This is a genomic window from Massilia sp. FBCC-B171, from assembly GCF_059134155.1.
In genome coordinates, this window is sequence record NZ_CP101443.1 from 3,337,935 (window position 1) to 3,363,270 (window position 25,336).

Annotated in this window: 21 protein-coding genes and 1 tRNA gene; 8 read left to right on the forward strand and 14 right to left on the reverse strand. The window is 64.7% G+C overall.

Annotation, left to right across the window (positions count from 1 at the left end):
- Window positions 1–89 precede the first annotated feature (89 nt).
- Complete coding sequence (gene tssG / locus NMB41_RS15090; RefSeq protein ID WP_494378631.1) at window positions 90–1,139, reverse strand: type VI secretion system baseplate subunit TssG; 1,050 nt, start codon at window positions 1,137–1,139, stop codon at window positions 90–92.
- Window positions 1,103–2,938, reverse strand: coding sequence for a type VI secretion system baseplate subunit TssF (gene tssF / locus NMB41_RS15095; RefSeq protein ID WP_494378632.1), 1,836 nt, complete (start codon window positions 2,936–2,938; stop codon window positions 1,103–1,105). The genes tssG and tssF overlap by 37 nt, the downstream gene beginning before the upstream one ends.
- Before the next feature lie 208 nt (window positions 2,939–3,146).
- Here tssF and NMB41_RS15100 point away from each other — a divergent pair, with 208 nt between their 5' ends.
- Entirely contained in the window at window positions 3,147–3,584 is a 438-nt protein-coding gene (locus NMB41_RS15100) for a hypothetical protein (RefSeq protein ID WP_494378633.1), read from the forward strand.
- Here the strand turns inward: NMB41_RS15100 and NMB41_RS15105 are convergent.
- From NMB41_RS15105 to cysS, 7 genes are all read right to left on the reverse strand, one after another.
- Window positions 3,484–5,025: a PEP-CTERM sorting domain-containing protein gene (locus NMB41_RS15105; RefSeq protein ID WP_494378634.1), complete on the reverse strand. Its 1,542-nt coding sequence runs from the start codon at window positions 5,023–5,025 to the stop codon at window positions 3,484–3,486. The two genes, NMB41_RS15100 and NMB41_RS15105, sit on opposite strands and share 101 nt — an antisense overlap.
- A gap of 324 nt (window positions 5,026–5,349) precedes the next feature.
- A tRNA-Ser gene (locus tag NMB41_RS15110) sits at window positions 5,350–5,442 on the reverse strand.
- 96 nt (window positions 5,443–5,538) lie between these two features.
- Entirely contained in the window at window positions 5,539–6,786 is a 1,248-nt protein-coding gene (locus NMB41_RS15115) for an aspartate kinase (RefSeq protein WP_494378635.1), read from the reverse strand.
- Window positions 6,787–6,921: 135 nt separating this feature from the next.
- On the reverse strand, window positions 6,922–8,331 hold the full coding sequence (gene tilS / locus NMB41_RS15120; protein WP_494378636.1) for a tRNA lysidine(34) synthetase TilS: 1,410 nt from the start codon (window positions 8,329–8,331) through the stop codon (window positions 6,922–6,924).
- Between the two features lie 10 nt (window positions 8,332–8,341).
- Entirely contained in the window at window positions 8,342–9,319 is a 978-nt protein-coding gene (locus NMB41_RS15125; RefSeq protein WP_494378637.1) for an acetyl-CoA carboxylase carboxyltransferase subunit alpha, read from the reverse strand.
- Between the two features lie 58 nt (window positions 9,320–9,377).
- On the reverse strand, window positions 9,378–10,073 hold the full coding sequence (locus tag NMB41_RS15130) for a DNA-3-methyladenine glycosylase family protein (protein ID WP_494382849.1): 696 nt from the start codon (window positions 10,071–10,073) through the stop codon (window positions 9,378–9,380).
- A complete protein-coding gene (gene cysS / locus NMB41_RS15135; RefSeq protein WP_494378638.1) occupies window positions 10,073–11,476 on the reverse strand; it encodes a cysteine--tRNA ligase in 1,404 nt (467 codons plus the stop codon). The genes NMB41_RS15130 and cysS overlap by 1 nt, the downstream gene beginning before the upstream one ends.
- A gap of 260 nt (window positions 11,477–11,736) precedes the next feature.
- Between cysS and NMB41_RS15140 the strand changes: the two genes are divergently transcribed.
- Genes NMB41_RS15140 through NMB41_RS15150 form a run of 3 tightly spaced genes read left to right on the forward strand, consistent with a single transcriptional unit; the run spans window position 11,737 to window position 13,696 of the window.
- Window positions 11,737–12,348 (forward strand): peptidylprolyl isomerase, encoded by a 612-nt coding sequence (locus tag NMB41_RS15140; protein ID WP_494378639.1) that lies wholly within the window; start codon window positions 11,737–11,739, stop codon window positions 12,346–12,348.
- Window positions 12,349–12,403: 55 nt separating this feature from the next.
- A complete protein-coding gene (locus NMB41_RS15145) occupies window positions 12,404–12,898 on the forward strand; it encodes a peptidylprolyl isomerase (protein WP_494378640.1) in 495 nt (164 codons plus the stop codon).
- Window positions 12,899–12,931: 33 nt separating this feature from the next.
- Window positions 12,932–13,696, forward strand: coding sequence for a UDP-2,3-diacylglucosamine diphosphatase (locus NMB41_RS15150; RefSeq protein ID WP_494378641.1), 765 nt, complete (start codon window positions 12,932–12,934; stop codon window positions 13,694–13,696).
- Between the two features lie 98 nt (window positions 13,697–13,794).
- On the opposite strand, the gene NMB41_RS15155 is transcribed toward NMB41_RS15150, so the two are convergent.
- Complete coding sequence (locus tag NMB41_RS15155; RefSeq protein WP_494378642.1) at window positions 13,795–16,068, reverse strand: NHL repeat-containing protein; 2,274 nt, start codon at window positions 16,066–16,068, stop codon at window positions 13,795–13,797.
- A 450-nt stretch (window positions 16,069–16,518) separates the two neighbouring features.
- Here NMB41_RS15155 and NMB41_RS15160 point away from each other — a divergent pair, with 450 nt between their 5' ends.
- Genes NMB41_RS15160 through NMB41_RS15175 form a run of 4 tightly spaced genes read left to right on the forward strand, consistent with a single transcriptional unit; the run spans window position 16,519 to window position 19,533 of the window.
- Window positions 16,519–16,887: a GntR family transcriptional regulator gene (locus tag NMB41_RS15160; RefSeq protein WP_494378643.1), complete on the forward strand. Its 369-nt coding sequence runs from the start codon at window positions 16,519–16,521 to the stop codon at window positions 16,885–16,887.
- Window positions 16,884–17,756: an ABC transporter ATP-binding protein gene (locus NMB41_RS15165; RefSeq protein WP_494378644.1), complete on the forward strand. Its 873-nt coding sequence runs from the start codon at window positions 16,884–16,886 to the stop codon at window positions 17,754–17,756. Before NMB41_RS15160 ends, NMB41_RS15165 begins: the two co-directional genes overlap by 4 nt.
- A complete protein-coding gene (locus NMB41_RS15170) occupies window positions 17,753–18,748 on the forward strand; it encodes a hypothetical protein (RefSeq protein WP_494378645.1) in 996 nt (331 codons plus the stop codon). The genes NMB41_RS15165 and NMB41_RS15170 overlap by 4 nt, the downstream gene beginning before the upstream one ends.
- Window positions 18,749–18,750: 2 nt before the next feature.
- Window positions 18,751–19,533, forward strand: coding sequence for a hypothetical protein (locus tag NMB41_RS15175; RefSeq protein WP_494378646.1), 783 nt, complete (start codon window positions 18,751–18,753; stop codon window positions 19,531–19,533).
- On the opposite strand, the gene NMB41_RS15180 is transcribed toward NMB41_RS15175, so the two are convergent.
- From NMB41_RS15180 to rnr, 4 genes are all read right to left on the reverse strand, one after another.
- The gene (locus NMB41_RS15180) at window positions 19,493–20,164 is read right to left on the reverse strand and encodes a YceH family protein (RefSeq protein ID WP_494378647.1); all 672 of its coding nucleotides are present in this window, start codon (window positions 20,162–20,164) and stop codon (window positions 19,493–19,495) included. The two genes, NMB41_RS15175 and NMB41_RS15180, sit on opposite strands and share 41 nt — an antisense overlap.
- 7 nt (window positions 20,165–20,171) lie before the next feature.
- Entirely contained in the window at window positions 20,172–20,909 is a 738-nt protein-coding gene (cysE, locus tag NMB41_RS15185; protein WP_494378648.1) for a serine O-acetyltransferase, read from the reverse strand.
- Between the two features lie 187 nt (window positions 20,910–21,096).
- A complete protein-coding gene (gene rlmB, locus NMB41_RS15190) occupies window positions 21,097–21,837 on the reverse strand; it encodes a 23S rRNA (guanosine(2251)-2'-O)-methyltransferase RlmB (RefSeq protein WP_494378649.1) in 741 nt (246 codons plus the stop codon).
- Window positions 21,834–25,115 (reverse strand): ribonuclease R, encoded by a 3,282-nt coding sequence (gene rnr / locus NMB41_RS15195; RefSeq protein ID WP_494378650.1) that lies wholly within the window; start codon window positions 25,113–25,115, stop codon window positions 21,834–21,836. Before rnr ends, rlmB begins: the two co-directional genes overlap by 4 nt.
- Between the last annotated feature and the right edge of the window lie 221 nt (window positions 25,116–25,336).

Consider the following 25,336-nt stretch of genomic DNA (forward strand, 5'->3'; position numbering starts at 1 on the left):
TCCAGCCTGTCGCCTGGAGAACGCATGAAGCTCTCAATCCCCTATTGTATGGCCTTGTTCGCCTGCCTGCTGGCCACCGGCTGCAACCCTCAACCCAGTGGGGCCATCGGCAACATCAGGTAGCGCATGTCGGCACGGTCCGCAGCCGGCCTGCCGCTGACGAGAAAGCTGTCGCGGCCAAGCCGGCGAGGCGCGCATGGGGCGCCTGCCTGGGCCGCCAGCTGCAGCGGCAGCACGTCCTGCGCACGCAGAACCAGTTGCAGCTCGAAGCCGACCGTCGGCTCGGCAAAGCTGCGCAGGATGGCGCGCAGCGCGGCGCTGGCGTCGCCGCTGGGCAGGAAGCGCGCGAAGGTGGCCGCGTCGAGCGGGCCGATGCGCAAGCGCGCACGCAGGTCGGGGCGCCAGCTGCGTTCGCCGAGCAGCACGTTTTCGCCCAGTTCGGCATTCATGCCCAGCGCCGGCTGCTCAGCGGGCAGCAAGCGCTCCCAGTGCCCGACCGCCTCCTCGAGCCGCACGGCCACGCCGAAGTAGTCGGCGACGATTCGCTCCAGCACCACGGCCGAACACGGGCGCTGCGCCAGCATCCCGGCGAAATGCGCGCACAGGCTCGCGGGCGCTGCGTGGGCCGCGTCGTGCTGGCCCGGCGGGCTGCCGGCCAGGGCGAGCAGCAGTGGCCGCAAGCGGTCCGGGTGGGCCGATCCTGCGCGAGGTGCGTGCTCGGGCCGGCTTTTTTGCCAGGCGCGGTAGAACAAGGCCAGCATGCGGTTCGAAAGCAGGTCGAGAAAGGCGCGCGGCGCGCCATCGCCGCTCGTGCCCTGCCAGGCGGCGATGCGTTCGGTGACGTGGGCCGGCAGCGCGCCATGCGCGCCGAGGAGGCCCATGAAGGTGGGCGTAATGGTGAACCGGTGCCCGGCCTCGCTTTGGGTGTGGACGATGGCCTCGATCTCGGAGGCCGGAAAACCCAGCAGCAGGCTGTTCTCGAAGCGCAGGCAGTCGCGCCAGGCCTGTTCAGGCGGCACCCCCTGGCGCTCGAGCCAGGCCAGCAGGATAGCGACCGCCTGCACGAACTCGAAGGACTGGGGCGCGGCCAGCAGGCGCTCGATCAGGCGCGCAGCGGTTCGGCCGTGCGTGGGGCGCATGCGAGGATTTCCTCTCCGGTCTGGGTTGACACGATCGTCAGCCGCGTGAAGCAGTTGAGCTGGCTGTTCAGCGCAAAATAGCGGTCCATCACCTGCGCGAACACATACAGGGCGCTGCCGGCAAAGGCGTCCTCGTCGAGCGTCATGCGGATGCCCACGCCCGGCATCAGCGACGACACCGGGCGCGTCCTGAGCCAGGCCCGCACGCTGCCGTGCTCGAGGCCGACGATGCCGGCGATCTGGCGCCGCGCAATCGGCGAATGCGGCAAGTCGTACAAGGCCAGCATCCTCTGCAGGTCCGGCAGGCCGGCGCTGGTGAGCCCGGCGTAATTGAGCGCGAGGTGAGAGATCAGGCGCCAGTGGGCGCCGTCGCCGCCGGCAAAACGCAGGCTCGGCGTTGGTTTGCGCAGCAGCGTGAAGGGTGCGGCGCCGCCGGCCGATTCGGCCATCAGGTCGCCCTCGCCCTGGCCGATGCGCAGCTGCGTGGGGAGATCGCGGTTGGTACAGGTCAGTTCCGTGGAAATGGTGGCGCCGGCCGCTGCAAGCGGGGAGAAGTCCGGATCGACCAGCGACAGCCGCAGCGCGTGGCCGGGACTGTTCGAGGCCAGCGTCTCGTCGCGCCGCGCGACCCAGAAATGCTCGAGCGCGCCCGCTTCGTCGTGGCGCACCGCGTACAGGGGGCTGAACTGCGTGACGCTCGCCGTCCCCCGCGCTTCACGCACCACGCTGACCTTGTCGATGCTGTGGATCTCGAAAGCGCCCGCATGCGCGCCGTCGGCGGCAAGCAGGTACTCGGCCTTCGCATGGGTCAGCGCGATCGGGTCGCCCGCCTTGCGAAACAGGTTGACGACCGGCGTGCAGCCGAGCAGCAGATGGCGCGCCGACAAGGGGGCGAGGAGGCGCGCGCTGTTGCCATCGGCGGCGATTCCCGCCAACCCCAGGTGCAGCGTGAAACGCGTGCAGTCCGCGGGCAGGCGGCCGGCGAGCGCCTGCAGGTCGATATCGATGAAGTTGAATTTGTCCGGGTAGGTAAAATATTCGGTCAACAGGCGAAACGCGGGATGGGCGCGCGCGCAGGCCGGCAGCAGCGCCTCCTCGTCGCCAAAGCCGGCCAGGGAAAGCGGCACGGCATCGAGCGCGCACCAGGGGGCGTTGGCCCCGGCCTGGACCCAGGCGCCGCGCGCGTGCAGGAAGAGCGCGTCGACCAGGGCAGCGCGCAGCGCCGGGTCGCCGTCGACGAAGACGCGCACCCGGCCAAGGCTTTGCGCACACAGGTTCGCCAGCGAGCCCTTGAGCGCGAAACCGATCGACAGGCCGGCGCCGGCGCCGCGCGGCAGGGGCGCCGTGCGCGGCGCTTGAATCGGGTTCGAAAACGCCGCCTGGACGATGGACAGCGGGCCGGCCAGCACCGGATAGACGGTGCGGAACTGGCAGACCGTCCCGCCTACCGGACTGCTGCGCAGCGGCGTGCCGCGCGGGATGACGGCGAACTCCCCGGCCTCGCGGCCAGGGGCGGCGAGCCGCGCCACCGAATACGAAGGCAGCGGGCGCAGGTAGTGCGGGTACAGGCTTTCCAGCAGCGACTCGGTGAATTTCGGATAGTCGTCGTCGAGCCGCTTGTGGATGCGCGCGCTCAGCAGGGCTACCGACTGGATCAGGCGCGCAACGCTCGGATCGTCGTAGCGCTCGCCCGTGATGTGCAGGTCGCCCGCCGGCTTGGGAAAGCGGCTGCGAAATTCGCGCGCATAGTGGCCGAACAGCCCCAGCTCTTCCTCGAAATAGCGTAATAGCTCGTCCATAGGTGCCAATCAGGTGCTGGAAACAGGCTATGCTCCCATCGGCGCCGCGCCGTGGCTTTGACTGGCGATAAGAATGACTGTCAGCAAGAAAACAGCGTGTCGTTGAGCCAGTCAATATCGCCGTTTGGCGCGCTGATTTGATCTAGCGCAAAGGTAGTGTCGATATCAGGGGCACACTGGCCGAATAACCGCCGCCAGCGCCGTTTCCATGGCTCCGCTCTCCCCTTCCCCTGCCCACACGGCCGCCGCCGCTTTGCGCCGCGCGCGCAAACTGCTGTTCGTGCGCATCCACGAACACGCGGCCCTGCCTGACGAGCAATTCTGTGCCGGATTCGAGGCCATCGTGGCCGCGATCGAGGCCGACCTGGCGCATGAAGAAAGGGTGATGGAAGCGCTTGCCTTCGACGGCCTGCATGAGCGCCTGGCCGCGAATGCCCTGCTGCTCGCCTCGCTACACCGTATCGTCACCCAGGTCGAGATGGGAAATGCCCCGCTCGGCAAGGCTGCGCTGGCGGCCGCGTGCGACCTGCTGTCGCTGCACCGCCTCACGACGGATCTGGCGCTGGTGCTGGCGCGGCCGGCGAGCGTGGCACCCGGGCATGTCCGAACGGCAGCGGGCGCGATTGGGCGCAAGAGGAAACCTTGAAGACCCCGCAGGACGCCAACCCTGCGACCAGCAGGACCCATGGGGCAGGTTCGGGAATCGGTGCGACGCCGACGGCAAGTGCACGTGTTTGCGTCCTGATGTTCCCGGTGCCGGCGAACTCACCCGTAAAGGCATCGACGGCCAGCCGCAAAGCGCCCTCGGTGGGCGTGCCGGTTTCAAGAAAACTCTCGAAGTGGGTGCGCTGGCCTGGAAAACTCGCGATCTCGCCGGTCAGCCCCGCCGCCGCTTCGCTTCGGTCGGGGGGTGAATTCGTATGGTCATGGAAAACGTCGACCTGGGCGTTGGCCGAAAACCTGACCCGGGTGTGGGGCGTGAGCGTGAACCCGTAGCCCGAGTTGCCCTCGCCCGAGAATGCGCCACGCCCGGCGGCCGCCTCGGCGCGTGCAGCCCAGGGCGATAGCTCGACCAATGCGTGGCCCTGTGCTTTGTCGATCGCTGTCTCTCCAAAGGAATCGGTGCTGAAGAGCTGTTCGTCCCAAGGATCTCCGGGCTCGTTGTTCACGTTGGCGAACACGGCCGCATCGACGATACCGGTGGTGATGGTGAGTGAAGGCGTAATGCCGTCGGCGGGAACGAGGTCGAACAATTCATACGAAAAATTCGAGACCGATGCCGCGCCGCGCGACGCATGGGCAGAACCGGTTGCAAGGGCGGCCGCCGCGGCCAGTGCGCCTGCCATGACGGCGCGAACCCGGCGGCGGCGCAGCGCGCCCGCCACCATGCCGATCCCGGCAAGCAGCATCGCGAACTGTCCGGGTTCCGGAATCGGCAAGGCGGAGGTGGCGTAGACGTTCCCGAGCAACGCTATCTCGCCTTCCAGCGGGCTATCGCCGGACGCCGTTTCGACCGCGACCGGCAGCTCGCTGCGGCCCGATTCGGTCCACACGTTAAACGACTCGAACGTGGGGGCCTGGCCGAGGACGTTGGTCAGGCGCCCGGCCAGGCCCACCGAGGCAATTGCCGAGCCGTAGGAGGTGGCGGTGACGGTGGACTCGGTCAGCGCGCTGAACACGGCGCGGGTCTGCGGCGTCAGCGTGAAGGTGAATTTGTCGCTCAGCGCGGCCGCATAGGAGCCTGCACCGGTGGAAACGGCTTGGGCTTCCTTGAACGCGTCGAGCATGACGACCGTTGCGCTGCCGTTGCTGTCGGCCAGGTTGGTGCCCCCGCGTATGAAGATATGCTCCTCCCGCAATGGCGGCCAACTGGCTTCGGGGAGTGAATGCTGCGATACCGAGCCGAAGCTCTCGGACAACTCCAGCGACATTTGCGGCACGATCCGATCCGTGGGGTTCAGGTCGAACAGGTCGACGTTGAGTCCGTAGAAGGTCACAAAGGCCGTCGGATCGGCACGCGCATTGCCGGCGAGCCCGAGCAGCAGCGACAGGATGCAGAGTGGGATGAACTTCAGCGAGGACGACATAGGGCATCCGGAGTGGCTGGTCAGCCTTGCCGGCGCGGGGCTGTGCGCGAACTATGCGCGGCCAAGTTCACTGAGTTCTGGCGGGCGTCAATCGTGCGGGCAAACTTCGCGGGCTGGATACTGTCTTAGCAAGCGTTTCGGGATGGGTCAATCTTCGCGGAGACAGGCGCCTCGGGCGCCCCGCCGCACAGCGGCGGAGAATGGGCGATTCGGCGAGCCTCGCGCTAGTACGCGCGAGTCTTCGAATCTGCCGCCTTGGCGACACCGTCTCCACCAAGTTGCAAAGAAAAAAGCCACCTTGCGGTGGCTTTCTTCTTTGCAACTTGGCGGAGACGGTGGGATTCGAACCCACGATACAGGTATAAGCCGTATGCATCCTTAGCAGGGATGTGCCTTCGGCCACTCGGCCACGTCTCCAATCAACTCCAGCAGATTGCGCTAGCGCTGAGTGCAAGCATATTAATGGCCGGTGCCGGATTGGTCAAGGCGGCGCGGCCAAAAATATGGAAAAAGTTAAGCTTTCTCCAAGTCAAAAGCTTTATGGAGGGCACGAACTGCCAGCTCCATGTACTTCTCGTCGATCAGCACCGAAATCTTGATCTCGGAGGTCGAGATCATCATGATGTTGATGCCCTCTTCGGCCAGCGTACGGAACATCTGCGAGGCCACGCCGACGTGGCTGCGCATGCCCACGCCCACGGCCGAGACCTTCGATACCTTGGCGTCGCCGACGACGCGGTCGTAGCCCAGTTCCTCGCGCTGGCCTTCCAGCACCGCCAGCGCGCGCTGGTAGTCGCCGCGCGAGACCGTGAAGGTGAAGTCGGTCTTGCCGTCCACCGACTGGTTCTGGATGATCATGTCGACTTCGATGTTGGCGTCCGACACCGGCCCCAGGATGTGGAAGGCGACGCCCGGCTTGTCGGGCACGCCGATGACGGTGATCTTGGCTTCATCACGGGTGAATGCGATACCGGAGATGACGGCTTGTTCCATGTTGGTTTCTTCCTCGAACGAAATCAGGGTACCGGAGTTGGCTTCTTCGGCCAGCGGCAGTTGGGGGTCGGTCAGCGACGAGAGCACGCGCGTCGGCATCCGGTAGTTGCCGGCGAACTCGACCGAGCGGGTCTGCAGCACTTTCGAGCCGAGCGAGGCCAGTTCCAGCATTTCTTCAAAAGTAATCTTTTCCAGGCGGCGCGCTTCGTCGACGACGCGCGGGTCGGTCGTGTAGACGCCGTCGACGTCGGTGAAGATCAGGCATTCGTCGGCCTTCAGCGCGGCGGCAATTGCCACGGCCGAGGTGTCGGAGCCGCCGCGACCCAGCGTCGAGATATTGCCCTGCTCGTCCACGCCCTGGAAACCGGTGATGATGACGATCTTACCCGCGTCCAGGTCGGCCAGCACGCGCGAATCGTCGATCGACTGGATGCGCGCCTTGGTGAACGAGGAATCGGTGCGGATGCCGGCCTGCCAGCCGGTGTAGGAGACGGCGTCCTTGCCGATGGCCAGCAGCGCCATCGCCAGCAGACCCACCGACACCTGCTCGCCGGTCGAGGCGATCATGTCCAGTTCGCGCGGGTCCGGCTGCGCCATGATTTCCTTGGCAAGGCCGATCAGGCGGTTCGTTTCGCCCGACATGGCGGACGGGACGACGACAATCTTGTATCCGGCGTCATGCCACTTGGCGACGCGTGCCGCAACGTTCTTGATGCGGTCCGTCGAGCCCATCGACGTACCACCGTATTTGTGGACAATTAATGCCATAGCAGGAAGGTTCCCAGCGTGGTGAGGGTGAAAAGGGAACATCCACTCTAGCATGTTGCAGTGCAAGGTCGCAATGAGGGAAGGCCGAAAAGCTATACGAAAAGAAAATAAAGTAATACGCTTTTCGCATAGAAACTATTCGGTCCTCGCCTCCCAGCGCAGGGCAACGGGCTCAGCCGTATCAGATGCAAAGTGATGGCAATCCATGCCGAGACCAGCCGCGAACAGCAGGTCGCGCCCGCTGCTGACGGTCGGCAGGCGGGCACGCTCCCAGGCTGGAATATCCGCTGCCTGGTAATGCGCCTTGAGCCCACGGGTCGGCCGGTTCGGCGCCAGCTTCAGGCGCTCTCCCCCCTTGCGGAAATCGATGACGAGCTTCTGTTCGCGCAGCCAGGCCGGATCGAAGCCAGGCGTACCCGGCTCGAAATGGAGGACGCCGCCATACGCCGGAAATGCCAGTTGCGCCTCGCCCTGCCAGCGGAAGGACTCGCCCGCCTTGAAGATGATGCCTTCGTCGTCCGGGTCGCGCATGCCGGCAAGTTCCGGCAGCTTCGGCGTGATGTAGAGGCGGTCGCGGTGGCGCCGGATGTGGCAGGCGGGATGCGTGACGAGCAGCTGGGCGTCGTGGCGCGCTTCGATCAGTTGCGCCACCATCTCGGTCAGCCAGGCGGTCGAGGGCATGGCCAATCCTTGCGTGGCGAACCAGTGGCGCAGCAGGTTGTAGACCCGGTCCAGGCTCATCGGCCGCAGGCGCGCCACGTCGATCGCGCCATCGACGAGGAGCGCCGCGACGTCGCCTTCGGCCAGTTCCGTCAGCAGGCGCTGGGCCGACTGGGCGTGCGCGGCGCTGCGCGCGAAGCGCTGCTGGAAGCCGGGAAAGGCCTGCGCCAGGGCCGGCATCACGCGGTGGCGCAAGGCGTTGCGGGCATAGCGGGTGTCACTGTTGGACTCGTCCTCGACCCAGTCCAGGCCCAGGGCGCGTGCATGGGCTTCGAGATCAAGGCGCGAGAGCGGCAGCAGCGGGCGCGCCATCACCAGCTCCGGGTTGCCCAGCAGTTCGGGCGCGCTGTTGGCCGCGTCCATGCCGGACAGGCCGGCCGGTCCCGAGCCGCGCAGCAATTGCAGCAGCACGGTTTCGGCCTGGTCGTCCAGGTGATGAGCGGTCAGCAACAGGGTCGCGCGGTGTTCGCGGCACAGGTCGCCAAGGGCGCGGTAGCGCAGCTTGCGCGCCGCCGCTTCCACGCCGGAGCCTCCGGTGTCGATCTGCACGTGGCGGTGGTCGGCGCGCACGCCCAGCGCGGCCGCACTGGCTTCGACGTGGCGCTGCCAGGCGTCGGCGTTCGTGCTCAGGCCGTGGTGGACGTGGAAGACGAGGAGCGTGTGGCCGTGCTCGCGGCACCAGCCGGAGGCCAGGTGCAGCAGGACCATGGAATCGAGGCCGCCGCTGCAGGCGATCGCGATGGTGGTGGGGGAAAACCGGGCGCGCAGCGCGTCGAGCGCGCGCGCAAAGGTGGCCGGGACGGACCCGGCGGCAGGACTACTCACAGGCTACAACTCACTCTTCGCTTGGGGTCGTTTCCTTGAACTTACCGTAAGCCATCAGTTTCGCGTGACGGGCTTCGAGCAGGTCGCGGGTCTTCATGCCCTGGAACTGGCGCAGGGTATCGGCCAGCGCGCGCTTGAGCATCTGCGCCATGTTGCCCGGATCGCGGTGCGCGCCGCCCAGCGGCTCGGTGACGATCTTGTCGATCACGCCCATGGCTTTCAGGCGGTGCGCGGTCAGGCCCAGCGCTTCGGCGGCGTCGGCCGCGCGTTCCGAGGTCTTCCACAGGATCGAGGCGCAGCCTTCCGGGGAGATGACCGAATAGGTCGCGTATTGCAGCATCAGCACGGCGTCGCCCACGGCAATGGCCAGCGCGCCCCCCGAACCGCCTTCACCGATGATGGTGGCGATCAGCGGCACCTTCAGCTCGGCCATGACATACAGGTTGTGGCCGATGGCTTCGGACTGGCCGCGCTCTTCGGCATCGATGCCGGGGAAGGCGCCCGGGGTGTCCACAAAAGTGAAGATCGGCAGGTTGAATTTCTCGGCAACCTTCATCAGGCGCATCGCCTTGCGGTAGCCTTCCGGGCGCGGCATGCCGAAATTGCGCATCGCGCGCTCTTTCGTGTCGCGGCCCTTCTGGTGGCCGATGATCATGCAGGCCTGGCCATTGAAGCGCGCCAGGCCGCCGACGATGGACTGGTCATCGGCAAAGCTGCGGTCGCCGCGCAGTTCGTGAAAGTCGGTGAAGATCGCGTTCACATAGTCCATCGTGTAAGGACGCTGCGGGTGGCGCGCGATCTGCGAGACTTGCCATGGCGTGAGCTTGGCGTAGATGTCCTTGGTCAGCTGCTGGCTCTTCTTGTCCAGGCGATCGATCTCTTCCGAAATGTCGACGGCGGAATCGTCCTGGACGAAACGCAGCTCTTCGATTTTCGAATCGAGCTCGGCAATAGGCTGCTCGAAACTGAGGAAAGTTGTTTTAGTCATTGTACCTCCGGGGTTGTGCTGAGGCCGGGGCGCGGGGCGTCCACACGGCGATTTGGCGTTATTCTACCGTACCGGACGCCGCTGCGGAGGCCAAACCGGATGCGGCGGCGGAGTCCAGGCTGCGCCACAAGTACCAGGTGGCAACCGTGCGCCAGGGTTCCCAATTGGCCGCGACCTCGCGCGCATCGCTGCGCGAAACGGGCTCGCCCGAGAAATAGTTCTGGCTGATGCCCTGGATCAGGCCCGGGTCGTCGAGCGGCAGGACGTTCGGGCGCAGCAGGTTGAAGATCAGGAACATCTCGGCCGTCCAGCGGCTGATGCCGCGAATCTGCACCAGCTCGGCGATGACCGCCTCGTCGTCCATCTCGGACCAGAGGTTGGCATGCACGCGCTTGGCCTTGAAATGGTCGGCCAGGTCCAGGATGTATTCGGTCTTGCGTTTCGACAGGCCGCAGGCGGACAGTTGCTCGGCGCCGAGCTTGATGATCTGGGCCGGGGTGAGCTTCGGGCAGCAGGCGCCCAGCTTGGTCCAGGCGGCGTCGGCCGCTTTCGGGGTGACCTGCTGGCCGACGATCGAACGCGCCAGCGTCGTGAACGGATCCGGATGCCCTTTCAGGTGCATGTCGCCGAATTGCGGGATGAGGCGCTTCATGATGCGGTCGCGCTTCATGAGTTCGGCTTTTGCCTCGGCCCAATACGCGGGCACCTCGAGTTCCGGCACGCTCGCGGCGCCGTTGTCCTTTTCCGCTGCCATCATGCGCGACGCCAGTTCGTCGTCCCGCCGGGTTTGTCTTCCAGGATGATTCCGGCGGCCACCAGCTCGGCACGGATGCCATCGGCCTCAGCGAAATTGCGCGCTTTCTTGGCGGCGGCACGGGCGGCGATCAGGCCGGCAATCTCGGCTTCACCGAGGCCGCCCTGCCCCTCTTGCCCGCTGCCGGCGCGCAGGAATTCCTGCGGCGCACGCTGCAGCAGGCCGAGCACGCCGGCCAGGGCTTTCAGTTGGCGCGCGGTGGCGACCGATTTGGTGCGGTTGACTTCGCTCGCCAGGTCGAACAGCTCGGCCACGGCCAGCGCCGTATTGAAATCGTCGTCCATCGCTTCGCGGAAACGCTGGGCATGGGTCTCGTCCCAGTTGACCGCAGGCGCCTCGGTACCCAGGTCGACATCGGCGAGCGCCGTGTACAGGCGCGTCAGCGCGCCCTTGGCGTCGTCGATATGGACGTCGGAATAGTTCAGCGGGCTGCGGTAATGGGCGCGCGCGATGAAGAAGCGGACCACTTCGGCATCGTATTTCTTGAGCACGTCGCGGATCGTGAAGAAATTGCCCAGGGACTTGGACATCTTCTCGTTATCGACGCGCACAAAACCGTTGTGGATCCAGTAGTTGACCATCGGCGCGCCGAAGGCGCCTTCGCTCTGGGCGATCTCGTTTTCGTGGTGCGGGAACTGCAGGTCCTGGCCGCCGCCATGGATGTCGAAGTGCTCGCCGAGCGTGGCGCAGCTCATGGCCGAGCATTCGATATGCCAGCCCGGGCGGCCGCGGCCCCATTGCGAATCCCATTTCGCCTCCTCGGGCTCGGACTCCTTGGCCGCTTTCCAGAGCACGAAGTCGAGCGGATCGCGCTTGCCGGTGTTGACGTCGACGCGTTCGCCAGCGCGCAGGTCGTCCAACGACTTGCCGGAAAGCTTGCCGTAGCCGTCGAAATTACGGACGGCGAAGTTCACGTCGCCGTCATCGCTGCGGTAGGCCAGCCCTTTTGCCTCGAGCATCCCGATGATCGACAGCATGCCCGGCACGTGCTCGGTGGCGCGCGGGACGAGGTTCGGCGGCAGGATGCCGAGCGCGGCCGTGTCCTCGTCCATGTAGCGGGTGAAGCGGTTCACGAGCGAGGCCATGGTTTCGCCGTTCTCAGCGGCACGGCGGATGATCTTGTCTTCGATGTCCGTGATGTTGCGCACGTACTTGACCTCGTACCCCGATTCCATAAGCCAGCGATAGATGACGTCGAAGGCCATCATCATGCGCGCGTGGCCGACGTGGCAGTAGTCGTAGACGGTCATGCCGCAGACATACATGCCGACCTTGCCGGCCTCCATCGGAACGAACTTCTGTTTCTCGCGCGCCAGCGTGTTGTAGATCTTTAATTGGCTCATTGGGTGTGATGATTCGAGAGAGGATCGGACGCCCGGAGCAATACGAATCCCGGGCACGTTCGCCGTTGGGGCGCGCGCCGGGAATCAATCTTTGCGTCGAGGCCGCCTACCGCTCTGTGTTGTTCTTATTTGATAGAATGGGGACGTTCTGCGCAAAGTATAGCATTGATAAAATCCCGACTGGCCGCATATGGCTCAGGTTTATTTTTCTGTAAAAGACTTGACAGGGCTTTGCGCCACGTCCACCCAGGAGACGCTCCATGCACGCACAAAAACAATCCCGCCGCACCCTGTTTGCCCACCTCGCCGGCGCCGCACTGGCCCTGGGCCTGGCCGGCAGCGCCTTTGCCTTCGAGAATCCGCAGGTGTCGATCAAGACCAGCATGGGCGACATCGTGGTCGAACTCGACGCCGAAAACGCACCGAAGAGCACGGCGAACTTCCTGCAATATGTGAAGTCGGGCTTCTATAAGGGCACCGTCTTTCACCGCGTGATCGACGGCTTCATGATTCAGGGCGGCGGCTATACCGAGAAACTGGTCGACAAGCCCGGCGTCGGCAAAGCGATCCCCAGCGAATCGAAAAACGGCCTGTCGAACAAACCCTACACGCTCGCCATGGCGCGCACGGCGAACCCGAATTCGGCGACCTCGCAATTCTTTATTAACGTCAACGATAATACCGGCCTCGATTATCCGGGCCAGGACGGCCACGGCTATACGGTATTCGGGCGCGTGGTGCAGGGCCAGGAAACGGTCGACAAGATCAAGGGCGTGGTGGTCGACGACATGCGCGGCATGCAGAACGTGCCGGTGACGCCGGTCTACATCCGCTCGGCCACCGTCCTCGCTGGCGAAAAGCTTGTCAAATAAGTTGTAAAATACGCGACTTGCACGTTTAATCAACAAATAAAGAACAGGATTCCACATGACCTCCGTACTGCTGACCACCAACAAGGGCAACATCACCCTCGAACTCGACGCCGAAAAAGCGCCGAAGACCGTTGCCAACTTCCTGGACTACGTGAACAAGGGTCACTTCACCAACACCATCTTCCACCGCGTGATCAAGGACTTCATGATCCAGGGCGGCGGTTTCGAGCCGGGCATGAAGCAGAAGGACACCGCGGTTACCGTCGAAAACGAAGGCAAGAACGGCCTGAAGAACGACAAGTACACCGTCGCCATGGCCCGTACCTCGGCGCCACATTCGGCATCGGCCCAGTTCTTCATCAACACCAAGAACAACGATTTCCTGAACTACCCGGGCCAGGATGGCTGGGGTTATGCCGTCTTCGGCAAGGTCACCACCGGCACCGAGATCGTCGATGAACTCAACAACGTGAAGACTTCGCGTTCGGGCATGCACGCCGACGTGCCGGTCGAGCCGATCATCATCGAAAAAGCAGAAGTCGTTCAGTAAATTCCTCATCACGCGCGGGAGCCCGGTAATTCCATGTCCACTCCCGCGCGCATAGCCGCGCTCTTCATTTCCGACCTGCACCTGCAGGAATCGCATCCGCACACGGCCGACGCCTTCTTCCGCTTCCTGGAAGACCATGCGGCGCATGCCGTCCAGCTTTATCTTCTTGGCGACATCTTCGAATACTGGGCAGGCGACGACGACCTCGACGCGCCGTTTCATGCGCGCGTGATCCAGGCCTTGCGTGCCTTGTCGGACGCCGGCGTCGAACTCTTCTGGATGGCGGGCAACCGCGACTTCCTGGTCGGCGCGGGCTTCGCCCAGGCCGCCGGCCTGTGCCTGCTGGACGAGCCGCATGTGGCGACCATTGGCGGGCAGCGCATCGCCCTCGTGCACGGCGACGCCGAATGCACGCTCGACACCAAGTACATGGAATTTCGCGCGATGGTGCGCAGTCAAGCCTGGCAGGCGCAGTTCCTGGCCATGCCGCTGGCCCAGCGCAAGGCCATCATCGCCGGCTTGCGCGAAGGCAGCCGCGAAGCGCATTCCACCAAGACCTACGAGATCATGGATGTGACGCCTGGCGCGATCGAGGCCGTGTTCGCCGCCACCGGCGCCGACGTCCTGATCCATGGCCATACCCACCGCCCTGCCCTGCACCTGCACGGCGAGAAGCGCCGCTACGTCTTGCCCGACTGGGAACTCGATGCCCAGCCACCGCGTGGCGGCTGGATCGCGGTCGATGAGCATGGCGCGGTCACGCGGCATGGCATCGACGGCTCGCCCACGCCTGGCTGAGGCCAGGAAAAACCGCCCGCGTTAACGAAACCAGCCGCCTTGCGGCGGCTGGTTCGTCATGCCCCCGACGGGGCACGGTCATCGATGCTCGGCCTGGATCAGTTGGCCGGCACGTCCGACTGCAACAGCGCGTAGCGCGTCATCGCATACAGCTTGCCGTTCAGGTAAGCAACGGCGCCGATGTCGGCATTACCCCAGATATAGCTTGGCGTCGACACGATACCAGCCGGGCTGATCTTGCGGACGCTGCCCTGTCCACTCAGGTACAGGTTGCCGAGATTGTCGATCGTCATGTGATCGATTTCGTAGAAACCGAGCGTCGCGGTGCCTGGCCCGCCATCGCGATTTCCGGCTTCATTGAACGGCGTGCCTGCAAACAGGGACAGTTGACCCGCCGTCGACAGTTTGTAGACTGCCACGGTACCGGTATCGGCGATGTAAATATTGCCGGCTGCGTCAACCGCGACCGATTGCGGCCTGAAGTCAGGATTCGTGCGGCTGATCACCGTTCCGATTTGCGCCTTGGTCACGAGCGTTGTACGCACGCCCGCCGCAGTCAACCTTACCACCTCGCCCGAGACGGCGCCGGTCACGATGATTGCATCGTTGGTCCTCGGATCGACGGCGAGATTGATTGCGCGGATCGTCGCATTCGGAGTCGTCACGTTACCGCCGAAGATGCGGCGCACGCCTTCCGATTGCGCAATCCACAGGCTGCCATCGCCGCCAGCCGCAATACGCTGCGGTGTCGCGAACGTCGCCGTCGCCAGCGCGCCATCGACCTTGCCGGTCACGCCGGATCCGCTGATCGTCGTCACGACGCCGGCCGGGGTGGCCATGCGCACCACGTGCTTGGCCGGATCGACCGAGTACAGGTTGCCGTCGGCGCCTGCGGTGAGCGAGCTGAACGAGCCGAAGCGCGCTGCCGTGCCGGTGCCGTCGACGCGTTCGCGCAGCGCAGGGGTTGCATCCGGCGTGGTGACTGCGCCGCTCAAGCTGACCTTGCGCAGGATTTCCTGTCCGGCGTCGACCACCACCAGGTCCGTGCCGTCGAAGGTAATCGAGAGCAGCGTGCCGAACATGGCTGCCGTGCCCTGGCCGTTCTTGAAGCCGCGGCCAGTGTCAAGATTGCTGCCGGCCAGGGTCGACACGGCGCCGTTTGCGAGCGTCACTTTGCGCACGGTCGCGAGGTCGGTCACGTACATGTCGCCATTTACCACCACCATGCCGGTAATGGCGCTGAAGCGCGCGCCATCGCCGGTACCATCGATCGAACCGGTGCCGACCAGCCGGCCAGCCACCAGCACCAGGGCGCCGCCAACGTCTTTCCAGATGCGGCTGCTCGCCGTGCCATCGGAGAAGTACAGCGTCCCGTCAGCACCGCGCGCGATGCGCTGCAGGCTGAAATTGGTGCTGTTGACCGGATCCGGGTTGGCATAGGTCGTGGTGGTCACCACTCCGGCGGCACTGACGCGGCGCACGGCCGTCGACGTGGCGCTCGAGTCGAGGACGATCACACCGCCACTCCCGTCGGCCACCATCGAGCCTGGGCTGACAAAGCTGGCGGCGCTGCCGGTGCCGTTGACGCCAGGCGTCGGCGATACAGGCGCCACGTTGTTGCAGCTGGCCGAACCGCGGCCGGCCAGCGTCGACACGCTGCCGTCGGCGGCGATTTTACGAATTTCGCCATTGCAACCATCGGAGACGAACAGGTTGCCTTGCGCATCGAGCGCGAGGCCACCGGTGCCGCCAAGCCAGAATTGCGCGCCATCGGCATTGCCATCGGCGATGCCGGGCTTGCCTGTCTTGCCGGCCAGGGTACTGATCTGGCCAGCCTTCGTCATCTTGAGGATGCTGTGCGGGCCGGCGTCGGCGACATACACATTGCCCGCGGCGTCAGAAACAACGGCGAGAGGTTCCTTCAAGGCCGTCGAATAGCCGGCAATCTGGCCTGCAATGACAATGCCCGGAATCGCCGCAACCGGCGCGCAGGTCACCGTCGCGTTGGTGACATTGGCGTTAATGGTGCCCGAGCCATTCGCGATCTGGCAGGTATAACCCGGCGACGGCGCCGCATCGAGGTTATAGCTTGCCCCTGCGGCGAGCCTGACGTCCATGGTGAACGGGCCATTTGCACTGACGATTTTCTTGTCGGCGCCGTTGCCGATGGTGACGATGGCACCGGCCGGTAGACCCGTGACAGTGCCGCCCAGGGTGAACTGGGTCGCAGGCGAAGTCGGCCCGGTCGGCGGGGGCGTGGCCCCCGTGCCACCGCCACCGCCACCGCCACCACCACCACCACCACCGCCGCAGCCAGCCAGCAACACAACCAGCGCCGTAGCGACTGCAAATTCAAAGCGTTTGAGTTTCAATTTTTTCTCCTTGAGCACTGACTGGCGCAGCTGCGCCGTTCACATATTGGGATACAGGTTTGATGATGCAAAAAATACAAGAAATTTTGTTAATTGATTTTCACACATTTTTTTTTATGGTGTCGCTCAATAGAAATTTCCTCGTGGCGATGAACGACCGGCGATTTGAGGCGCGTGGCAATAGTTGGTGAGTATTCTCACAGCTATTTCCGTTATGATTCCTGGATGAAATAAAGCGTTGCCTACGCCGGCTTGGGTTGGCCGCGCGGTTTCGCTAGCGGTCTGGTCCAGGCATACGCAGTTCATGCCGGGATTCATGCAGTTCGTCGCATGCTGCGAGTGCTGAAAAATGTCACTGTTATAGTTCACTACAACACCAAGCGACATTTCAACACAGGAGCCAGACATGCAAGAACTTGCTGCAGCACACCGGCGACAGGGGGGCCATCCATGAATATCGGCTGGAACGACAACGCACCCATTTACCGCCAGCTCAAGGACCGGGTCATCGACATGATGCTCGACGGTGTCTTGAAGGCCGGCGACGCCCTGCCCTCGGTTCGCCAGATCGCGGCCGAATACCAACTGAACCCGATCACCGTTTCCAAGGCTTACCAGGAACTGGTGGACGAAAACCTAGTAGAAAAACGAAGGGGGATTGGCATGTACGTCACTGAAGGAGCGAGCGAGAAACTGCTTGCCAGCGAACGCGAGCGCTTCCTGCGCGAAGAATGGCCGGCCATGGTGGAACGCATCCGCCTGCTGGGCCTGAACGTCGAACAACTGCTGCATACCTCGCAGCCGGGAGGCACAGCATGAGCGCCGTGATCTCCGCCCGCGGCCTGACCAAGCGCTACGGCAAGCACGTCGCCATCGACGGCATCGACTTCGACATCCCGGCCGGGCGCATCGTCGGCCTGATCGGCCCGAACGGTTCGGGCAAGACCACGACCCTGAAAGCGGCGCTCGGCCTGATTCCCTTCGACGGCGAATTGACCGTGATGGGCAAGGATCCGCGTACCCAGCGCGACGCCCTGATGCAGGACGTGTGCTTCATCGCCGACGTGGCCATTTTGCCGCGCTGGCTGCGCGTGATGGACGCCATCGATTTCGTGGCCGGCGTGCACCCGCGTTTCGACCGCGCCCGGGCCGAGAAATACATCGCCAATACCCGCCTGCGTCCGACCATGAAGGTCAAGGAAATGTCGAAGGGGATGATCGTCCAGCTGCACCTGGCGCTCGTCATGGCGATCGACGCCAAGCTCCTGGTGCTGGACGAGCCGACCCTCGGCCTCGACATCATCTACCGCAAGCAGTTCTACCAGAACCTGCTGGAAGACTATTTTGACGAGAACAAGACCATCATCATCACGACGCACCAGGTGGAAGAAGTCGAGCACATCCTGACCGACCTGCTCTTCATCCGCGACGGCAAGATCGTGCTGGCCGCCTCGATGGACGAAGTCGGCGAGCGCTATGTGGAAGTGATGGTCGCCGCCGACAAGGTCAATGCTGCGAATGCATTGCAGCCGCTCGACCAGCGCACCGTGTTCGGCAAGTCGGTGATGCTGTTCGATTCGGCCAGGGCCGGCGGCGTGTCGCGCGCCCAGCTCTCGGCTTTGGGTGAGACGCGTAATCCAAGCGTCGCCGACCTGTTCGTGGCAACGATGAAAGGAACCTACGCATGAATACGATGAAATGGCTGCTCCGCCGCGAGTTCTGGGAGAACAAGGGAGGCTTCGTCTGGGCGCCGCTGATCGCCGCTATCATCATGGTGGTGCTGGTCGGCGGCGTGGTCGGCTACGGCCTCGCCAGCGGAAAGCTGAGCTCTGAAGACGTGACGATCCGGGTCGAGGGCAAAGAGGTGCACACGACGTCGGTGTCGCTGGCGAAAGCCGTCACGCCCGAGAAGCGCACCCAGATGGCGAGCATCGCCGCCAACAACTACATCGCCGTCGGCGCGCCGATCTTCTTCGTGCTGCCGATCGTCGCCTTCTTCTACTGCCTGGCCGCGCTCTACGACGACCGGCGCGACCGCAGCATCCTGTTCTGGAAGTCGCTGCCCATATCGGATGCCGACACGGTGCTGTCGAAGCTCGTTACCGTACTCGTCGTCGCGCCCCTGATCACGATCGGCGTGGCCACCGCGGCGGCCCTCGCCATCCTGTTCTTCGCGGGGATCGCGACCAGCTACCACGGCGTGAGCCTGTTCGGCGCGGTGCTCACCAACGTCAACTTCTACCTGGCGCCCTTCTACCTGGTAGGCATGCTGCCGGTCTACATCCTGTGGGCGCTGCCGACTGCCGGCTGGCTGCTGCTGGTGTCGAGCTGGGCCAAGTCGAAGGTCTTCCTGTGGGCCGTGGGTGTGCCGCTGATGGCCGCCGTGCTGCTCAAGTGGCTCGACTACCTGCTGGGCATGGCCGGCGGCGTCACCATCAATGCCGACTGGGTTATCAACAACGTGCTGGAAACCATCCTGCTCGGCCTGATTCCCGGCACCTGGTTCATGAATGCCGGCGGCGACCTGCCGCTGCCGACCACCAACGGCGTCGACATGATGACCATGCTGCAGTACTCGTATGCCACGCTGGGCAAGCCGGCACTCTGGACGGGCGTCGTGGCCGGTGTGGCGATGATCCTCGGGGCGATCCGCCTGCGCCGCTGGCGCGACGAGGGTTGAAGGTGAAGCGCACATCGATGGCATGTGCGCTGGCCGCCTCCCTGCTCCTCGGCGGCCCGGCCGCCGCCGAGCAGGCGGCGGAGCAGCCGGAAACGATTCACGTAAAAGCGCTGCGCAACCCGGAGATCCAGAAGTACAAGGCGATCCTGGCGGGCCTCGACAGTTTCGACAAGCACCACGCGCTGGCGCCGCGCGTACCGGAGCTGCGCTTCCGGTTGGAGCAGCGCCAGGGTGCGGGCAAGCCGGAACAGCCCCGCGTACGCATCGAAGGCGATCGGGATTTCGTGATGCCGCTCACCCTCGATGCCGACAACCGCTTCACCGTCCCGCGCAGTGAAGCGGCGCTCGACGCCAAAGGCGAACTGGTACTGAACCAGAAGCGCAAGTATTACCGGATCGTGCCCGAGGTGCGTACCCCTGGCCTGCCGGACAATGTGCGGCGCCTGGGCGACCTGCGGCTCGAATGCAGGGTCATGTTCGACATCGCGAAGGAAGAGATTCCGCTGTTCTGGGTGCTGACGATTAACGGCGTCCTCATGACGCGCGATTGGTGCAGCTTCTTCTCGGCGAAGAATTACGACGCCACCTTCGCCTTCAAGGCCGGCGCGCCGCTCGTCGAAGCGATCCTGGTCGACGGCAAGCGCAGCAAGGCGCTCAAGGTCGACAAGGAGGAATTCAGCATCGGGCTGGGCAACCTCGACTGGAGCGACGACGCGCTGATCGAGTTGCGCTTTGACGTGCCTCTTACTGGAACTGCTGGCGGAACGCCTCGAACTGCGCCTTGAGATCAAGCACTTCAAGACGCAGCTTGGCCACCTCCTCTTCCAGCTGGCCGATGCGGCTGGAGGGGGCCGGCGCCGAGGCCGCACCAAACGCCGAGTCGTCGCGCGCCGTCGAAATTTCGCCGCCCAGCAGCTGGCCGTAGCGCGGCTCCTTGGTGCCCGGGGCGCGCTCCAGGCGCGCCACCAGCGGCGGGTATTTATCGATCAGGAATTGCAGCGGCGTCTCGACGTCGGCCACGGTCTTGAACTCGTGCAGGCGCCCGCTGCGGGTGCGGATCTCGCCGGCCGTCTGCAGGCCGCGCAGCATCAGGATCGTCAGCACCGCCACCTTGTCCTGCTCGAGCGTCCACTTGATGCGCATGCGGTGCTCGTACTTCGTCACGCGCGCGCCGGCCGCACTGATGCCGCTCACCAGGCGCCGCTCGATCAGGCGCTGCAGCGTGTCCTGCACCGTTTCTTCAGAGAGCTGCATCACCGGGTCGCGGCTCGAGAGCTGGTTGCAGCCGTTGACGATGGCGTTGAGCGACATCGGATAATTGTCCGGCGTGAGCGCTTCTTTTTCGGCGAGTACCGCGAGCACGCGGATTTCGAAAGGATCGAGCGTGTCCGGGCTGCTGTTCGTTTCTTCAGTCATGGGTTCCTTAGTCGACCAGCCGGTTGAGTGTGACCGAATCGAGTTTATCACCCTCGAGCACGTTCGGACAGGCGATGCCGGCCGCCTTGATGGTCGCCGTCAGCCGCTCGAGCTGCTCGTCCTGGCGCGCCACATGGTCGATCAGGCCGCGCAGGGCTTTCGAGATCGGGTCGTCGCCGTTCGGCGCGACGCCATAGGCCGCGAACATGCGGGCGCTTCGCGACTGCTCTTCCTTGCGGATGATGTGGGCCGGGTTGCCGATCGCGGTAGCGCCGGCCGGCACCGGCTTCACGACCACCGCGTTCGAGCCGACCTTGGCAAACTCGCCGACCGTGAACGCCCCCAGCACCTGGGCGCCGGCGCCGACGATGACGCCGCGCTCGAGCGTCGGATGGCGCTTGGTGCCGGCCACCAGCGTGGTGCCGCCCAGGGTCACGCCCTGGTAGATGGTGCAGTCGTCGCCGACCACCGCCGTTTCGCCGATCACCACGCCAAAGCCGTGGTCGATGAAGACGCGCCGGCCGATGACCGCGCCAGGATGGATTTCAATGCCGGTGATGACGCGCGCAATGTACGAGATGAAGCGGCCGAGCCACTTGAAGCCCAGCTTCCAGCAGGCGTGCGCCCAGTTGTGCATGACGATCGCGTGCAAACCCGGGTAACAGGTGAGCACTTCCCAGCCGTTACGGGCGGCCGGGTCGCGGTCGATGATGCTCTTGATATCTTCGCGCAACGAGGAAAACATAATCAGTACAGGAGGAAAACAGGCGGCCATGTTAGCGTATCCGCCCGGTGGCTGCTTGAGAGCAGGCAATTTTAACGTCCACATCGCTGCTGCCATGTTACCGCGCCTGTGTTTACGCTGCGCCGAATAAAAAATGGGCCGCCCGGAATTGCCCGGACGACCCATTCGACTGATCCTTGGAGCTTGCTTAGGCCTGGATACCGCGCTGGCGGCGCGCTTCGTACAGGCAGACGCCCGAGGCGACCGAGACGTTCAGGCTTTCGACCGAGCCGAACATCGGGATGTTCACCAGCAGGTCGCAGGTCTCGCGCGTCAGGCGGCGCATGCCCTCGCCTTCGGAACCCATCACCAGCGCCGTCGGCCCGGTGAAGTCGGCTTCGTACAGGCCCTTGGGGGCGTCGTCCGAGGTGCCGATCAGCCAGATGCCGCGGTCTTTCAGGTCGCGCATGGTGCGCGCCAGGTTGGTCACCGTGATGTAGGGGACGGTCTCGGCGGCGCCGCTGGCGACCTTGGCGGCGGTGGCGTTCAGGCCGACCGCGCGGTCCTTCGGCACGATGACCGCGTGTGCGCCGACGCCGTCGGCCACGCGCAGGCAGGCGCCCAAGTTGTGCGGATCGGTGATGCCGTCCAGGATGAGCAGCAGCGGCGGGCCTTCGATGGCGTCGAGCAGCTCATCGAGGTTGCGCGCCAGCGCGAGCTGGCTGGCAAACGCGATCACGCCCTGGTGGCGGCGGGTGCCGACGATCTTGTCGAGACGGCCCGCTTCGACCGGCATGACGCGCACGCCGGCCGCTTTCGCGTTGGCGATCAGGTCCTTCATGCGGCCGTCGTTGCGCTCGGCGTCGACAAAAATTTCTTCCACCGACTGGGCTTCGTGACGCAGCCGCGAGGTCACGGCGTGGAAGCCGAAAATCATTTTATTCTTCATGCGTTACTTTTCTTCGTGCTTTTCTTGGCACTGCTTGTTTTGGAGGTGGTACTCGCTGCCTTGGCGGCAGGCTTGGTGGCGGCGCTCTTTTTGGCAGCAGGCTTGGTGGCGGCGCTCTTTTTGGCGGCTGGTGCGGCTGCCACCGGCGCTGCTTTGACCGGTGCTGCCTTGACCGGTGCTGCTTTGACCGGTGCTGCTGCCTCGGCCTTGACGGCGCGGGTGCGGGTCGCCTTGGCCGGAGCCTCGACTGCCACCGGTGCCGCCGCCTTGACCGCGCGGGCACGCTTCGGCGCAGGTGCGGCCTCGGCTTGCACAACCGGTGCTGCCGCCTCAGCCGCCTTGGCCTTGCGCGGACGCTTGGCAGCGGCCGTGTCAGGCGTTGCGACAACGGGCTGCACAACAGGCTCGGCAACTGCCTTGCGGGCGGCGCGTGGACGCTTCGCTTCGGCGGCTACCGGTGCTTCCGCAGCCACGCTACGCACTTCAGCGACCGGGGACGGCTGTTCGGCCGCAGCCTTTTCCTTGCGCGGACGGCGCGCAGGCTTGGCCTCGACCGGCGCGGCGACAGGCTGCGGCGCCTGCACGGCGACGACTGGCTGCGCGCTCACGGCAGGAGCAGCTTCCTGCTCCTTGCGCACACCGCGGGCGCGTTTCGATTCGCCTGTCTCCTGGCCGATGTCGGCCAGTTGAACCGGCGCCTGCTCGATTACCGGGGCTGCATTCGCCAGTTCACGCGCGGCTGCACGCTCCTTGCGCGAACGGCGCGAACGCTTGGAGTCGCCATTGCCGGCTGCCTCGTTCGCGTTGCCGTTGAACTGGGGCTGTGCCGGCGCTTGCGGCTGCTGCTGCTGCGCGACGACCGGCAGGTCACCCGCCAACTCGCGTGCGGCTGCACGTTCCTTGCGTCCGCGGCGCGAGCGCTTCGAGCGGCTGCTCTTGCCCTCGTCAAGCGCGACGTTGTTTGCCTGGCGCTCGACCGGCGCCGGCGCCGGTGCTGCCGGCTGGGCGTTCGATCCGCGGTTGCGGTCCGGCTTCTTCTCGTCGCGGCGGCCGCCCGATCGGTTTTGACCACGGTCCTGCGCCGGGGCGGCGACGGCATTGCCGTCCTGCGCCAGCACGAGATCGATCTTGCGTGCTTCGAGGTCGACCTTGGCCACCTGCACGGTGACGCGGTCGGTCAGGCCGAAGGTCTTGCCGGTGCGTTCGCCGCGCAGCAGGTGGCGCGATTCGTCGTACTGGAAATAGTCTTCGCCCAGGCCCGTCACGTGGACCAGGCCTTCGACATACAGCTCATCGAGCTGGACGAAAATGCCGAAGGTCGTCACGCCGGCGACGATGCCGGTGAAGGACTCGCCCAGCTTGTCCTGCATGAAGTAGCACTTGAGCCAGTTCTCGACGTCGCGCGAGGCTTCGTCGGCACGGCGTTCGTTGGCCGAGCAATGCACGCCCAGCGCGTCCCAGATGGTCAGGTCTTTCGGATCCTTGGCGGTGCCCTCGGCCTTGTGCTTCGCGGCCTGCTTGCGCCCGGCGTTCGACATGGTCGTGTTCAGCTTGGCCAGGTCGATGCCCTTCGGCTCGTACTTCTTGCCGGCCAATACCGCCTTGATCGCACGGTGGGTCAGCAGGTCGGGATAGCGGCGGATCGGGCTGGTGAAGTGCGCATAGGCCTCGTAGGCCAGGCCGAAGTGGCCGACGTTGTCCGGGCTGTAGACGGCTTGCTGCATCGAGCGCAGCAGCATGGTCTGCAGCAGGCTCGCGTCCGGGCGCTCCTTGATTTCGCGCATCAGGGCGGCGTAATCGTTGGCGGTCGGCTTCAGGCCGCCACCCAGGTTCAGGCCCGTCATCTTGAGGAAGGTACGCAGCTGGTTCAGCTTTTCCTCGGTCGGCGTGGCGTGGATGCGGAAGGTGCCCGGATGCTTGTGGCGGATCAGGAGGTCGGCGGCACAGACGTTCGCGGCCAGCATGCATTCCTCGATCAGGCGGTGCGCATCGTTGCGGGTGCGCGGGATGATCTTTTCGATCTTGCCCATCGGGTTGCAGACGATATAGGTTTCGGTCGTCTCGAAGTCGATCGCGCCGCGTTTCTGGCGTGCGGCGAGCAGCGCATGGAACACGCCGTTCAGGTTCTGCAGGTGCGGCACGATGGCGGGACGGCGGCCGGCTTCTTCACCCTTCGGGTCGAGCAGGATGTCGGCGACCTGGTTATAGGTCAGGCGCGCGGCCGAGTGGATCACGGCCGGGTAGAACTGGTAGGCCTGCACTTCGCCTTCGGTGCTGACGACCATGTCGCAGACCAGGCTCAGGCGGTCGACCGCCGGGTTCAGCGAACACAGGCCGTTCGACAGTTTTTCCGGCAGCATCGGGATCACCCGGCGCGGGAAATAGACCGAGGTGCTGCGCTCGATGGCGTCGACGTCCAGGCCATCGTTCGGTTTCACGTAGTGGCTGACGTCGGCAATCGCGACCAGCAGGCGGAAGCCGTTCTCGCGGCCGATCTTCACCGGTTCGCAGTACACGGCGTCATCGAAGTCGCGCGCGTCTTCGCCGTCGATCGTTACCAGGGGCACGTCGCGCAGGTCGACGCGATCCAGCAGGTCGGCATCGACGACTTCGTTCGGCAGGCGGTTGGCCTGCTTCAGGGCGTTCGGCGAGAAGACGTGCGGCACGCCGAACTTGCGCACGGCGATTTCGATTTCCATGCCCGGGTCGTCGAGTTCGCCGAGTACTTCGACGATGCGCCCGGTCGGCTTCTGGAAGCGCGCCGGCTGCTCGATCAGTTCGACCGAGACGACCTGGCCGGCCTTGGCCTTGCCGGGAGAACCGGCGATCAGGACGTCCTGGTTCATGCGCTGGTCTTCAGGCGAGACGATCCAGACACCGCCTTCATTGAGCAGGCGCCCGATGATGTGGGTGTTGGCGCGCGTGACGACTTCGACGATCGTGCCTTCCAGGCGGCCGCGGCGGTCGGTACCGGTGACTTTCGCCAGCACGCGGTCGCCATGCAGCACTTTCTGCATTTCTTTGTCGTTCAGGAACAGGTCGTTGCCCGGCTCGTCAGGAATGACGAAACCGAAACCGTCGCGGTGCGCGGCGACCTTGCCGGCGATGAAGCCGCTTTGATCTGCCAGTGCGTAGGTGCCGGTGCCGTCGGTGCGGATCTGGCCATCGCGTTCCATTGCATTCAGGCGGCGGCCGAGGACTTCTTCGGCGGCGCTCTTGACGTTCAGGGCACGTGCGAGCGTGGCCGCATCGAGCGACGTGCCTGCATCACGGAACACGCCGAGGATTTCCTCTCGGCTAGGAATAGTATGAGTAGGTTGCTTCAAATCGTTTTCTTGAATTCTTATTAATTGGGTCGAAGACCGGCCGCGACCATGGTTGGATTGACACCTTGCCAGGCGTAGTGTAACGGAGGACCACAGGATTCGCCTAACAAAGCGTGCTGCGGTGCGTGCGCTGAAACCCGGCGGGCGGGTCTTTGACTTTTGCAAACCTTCCG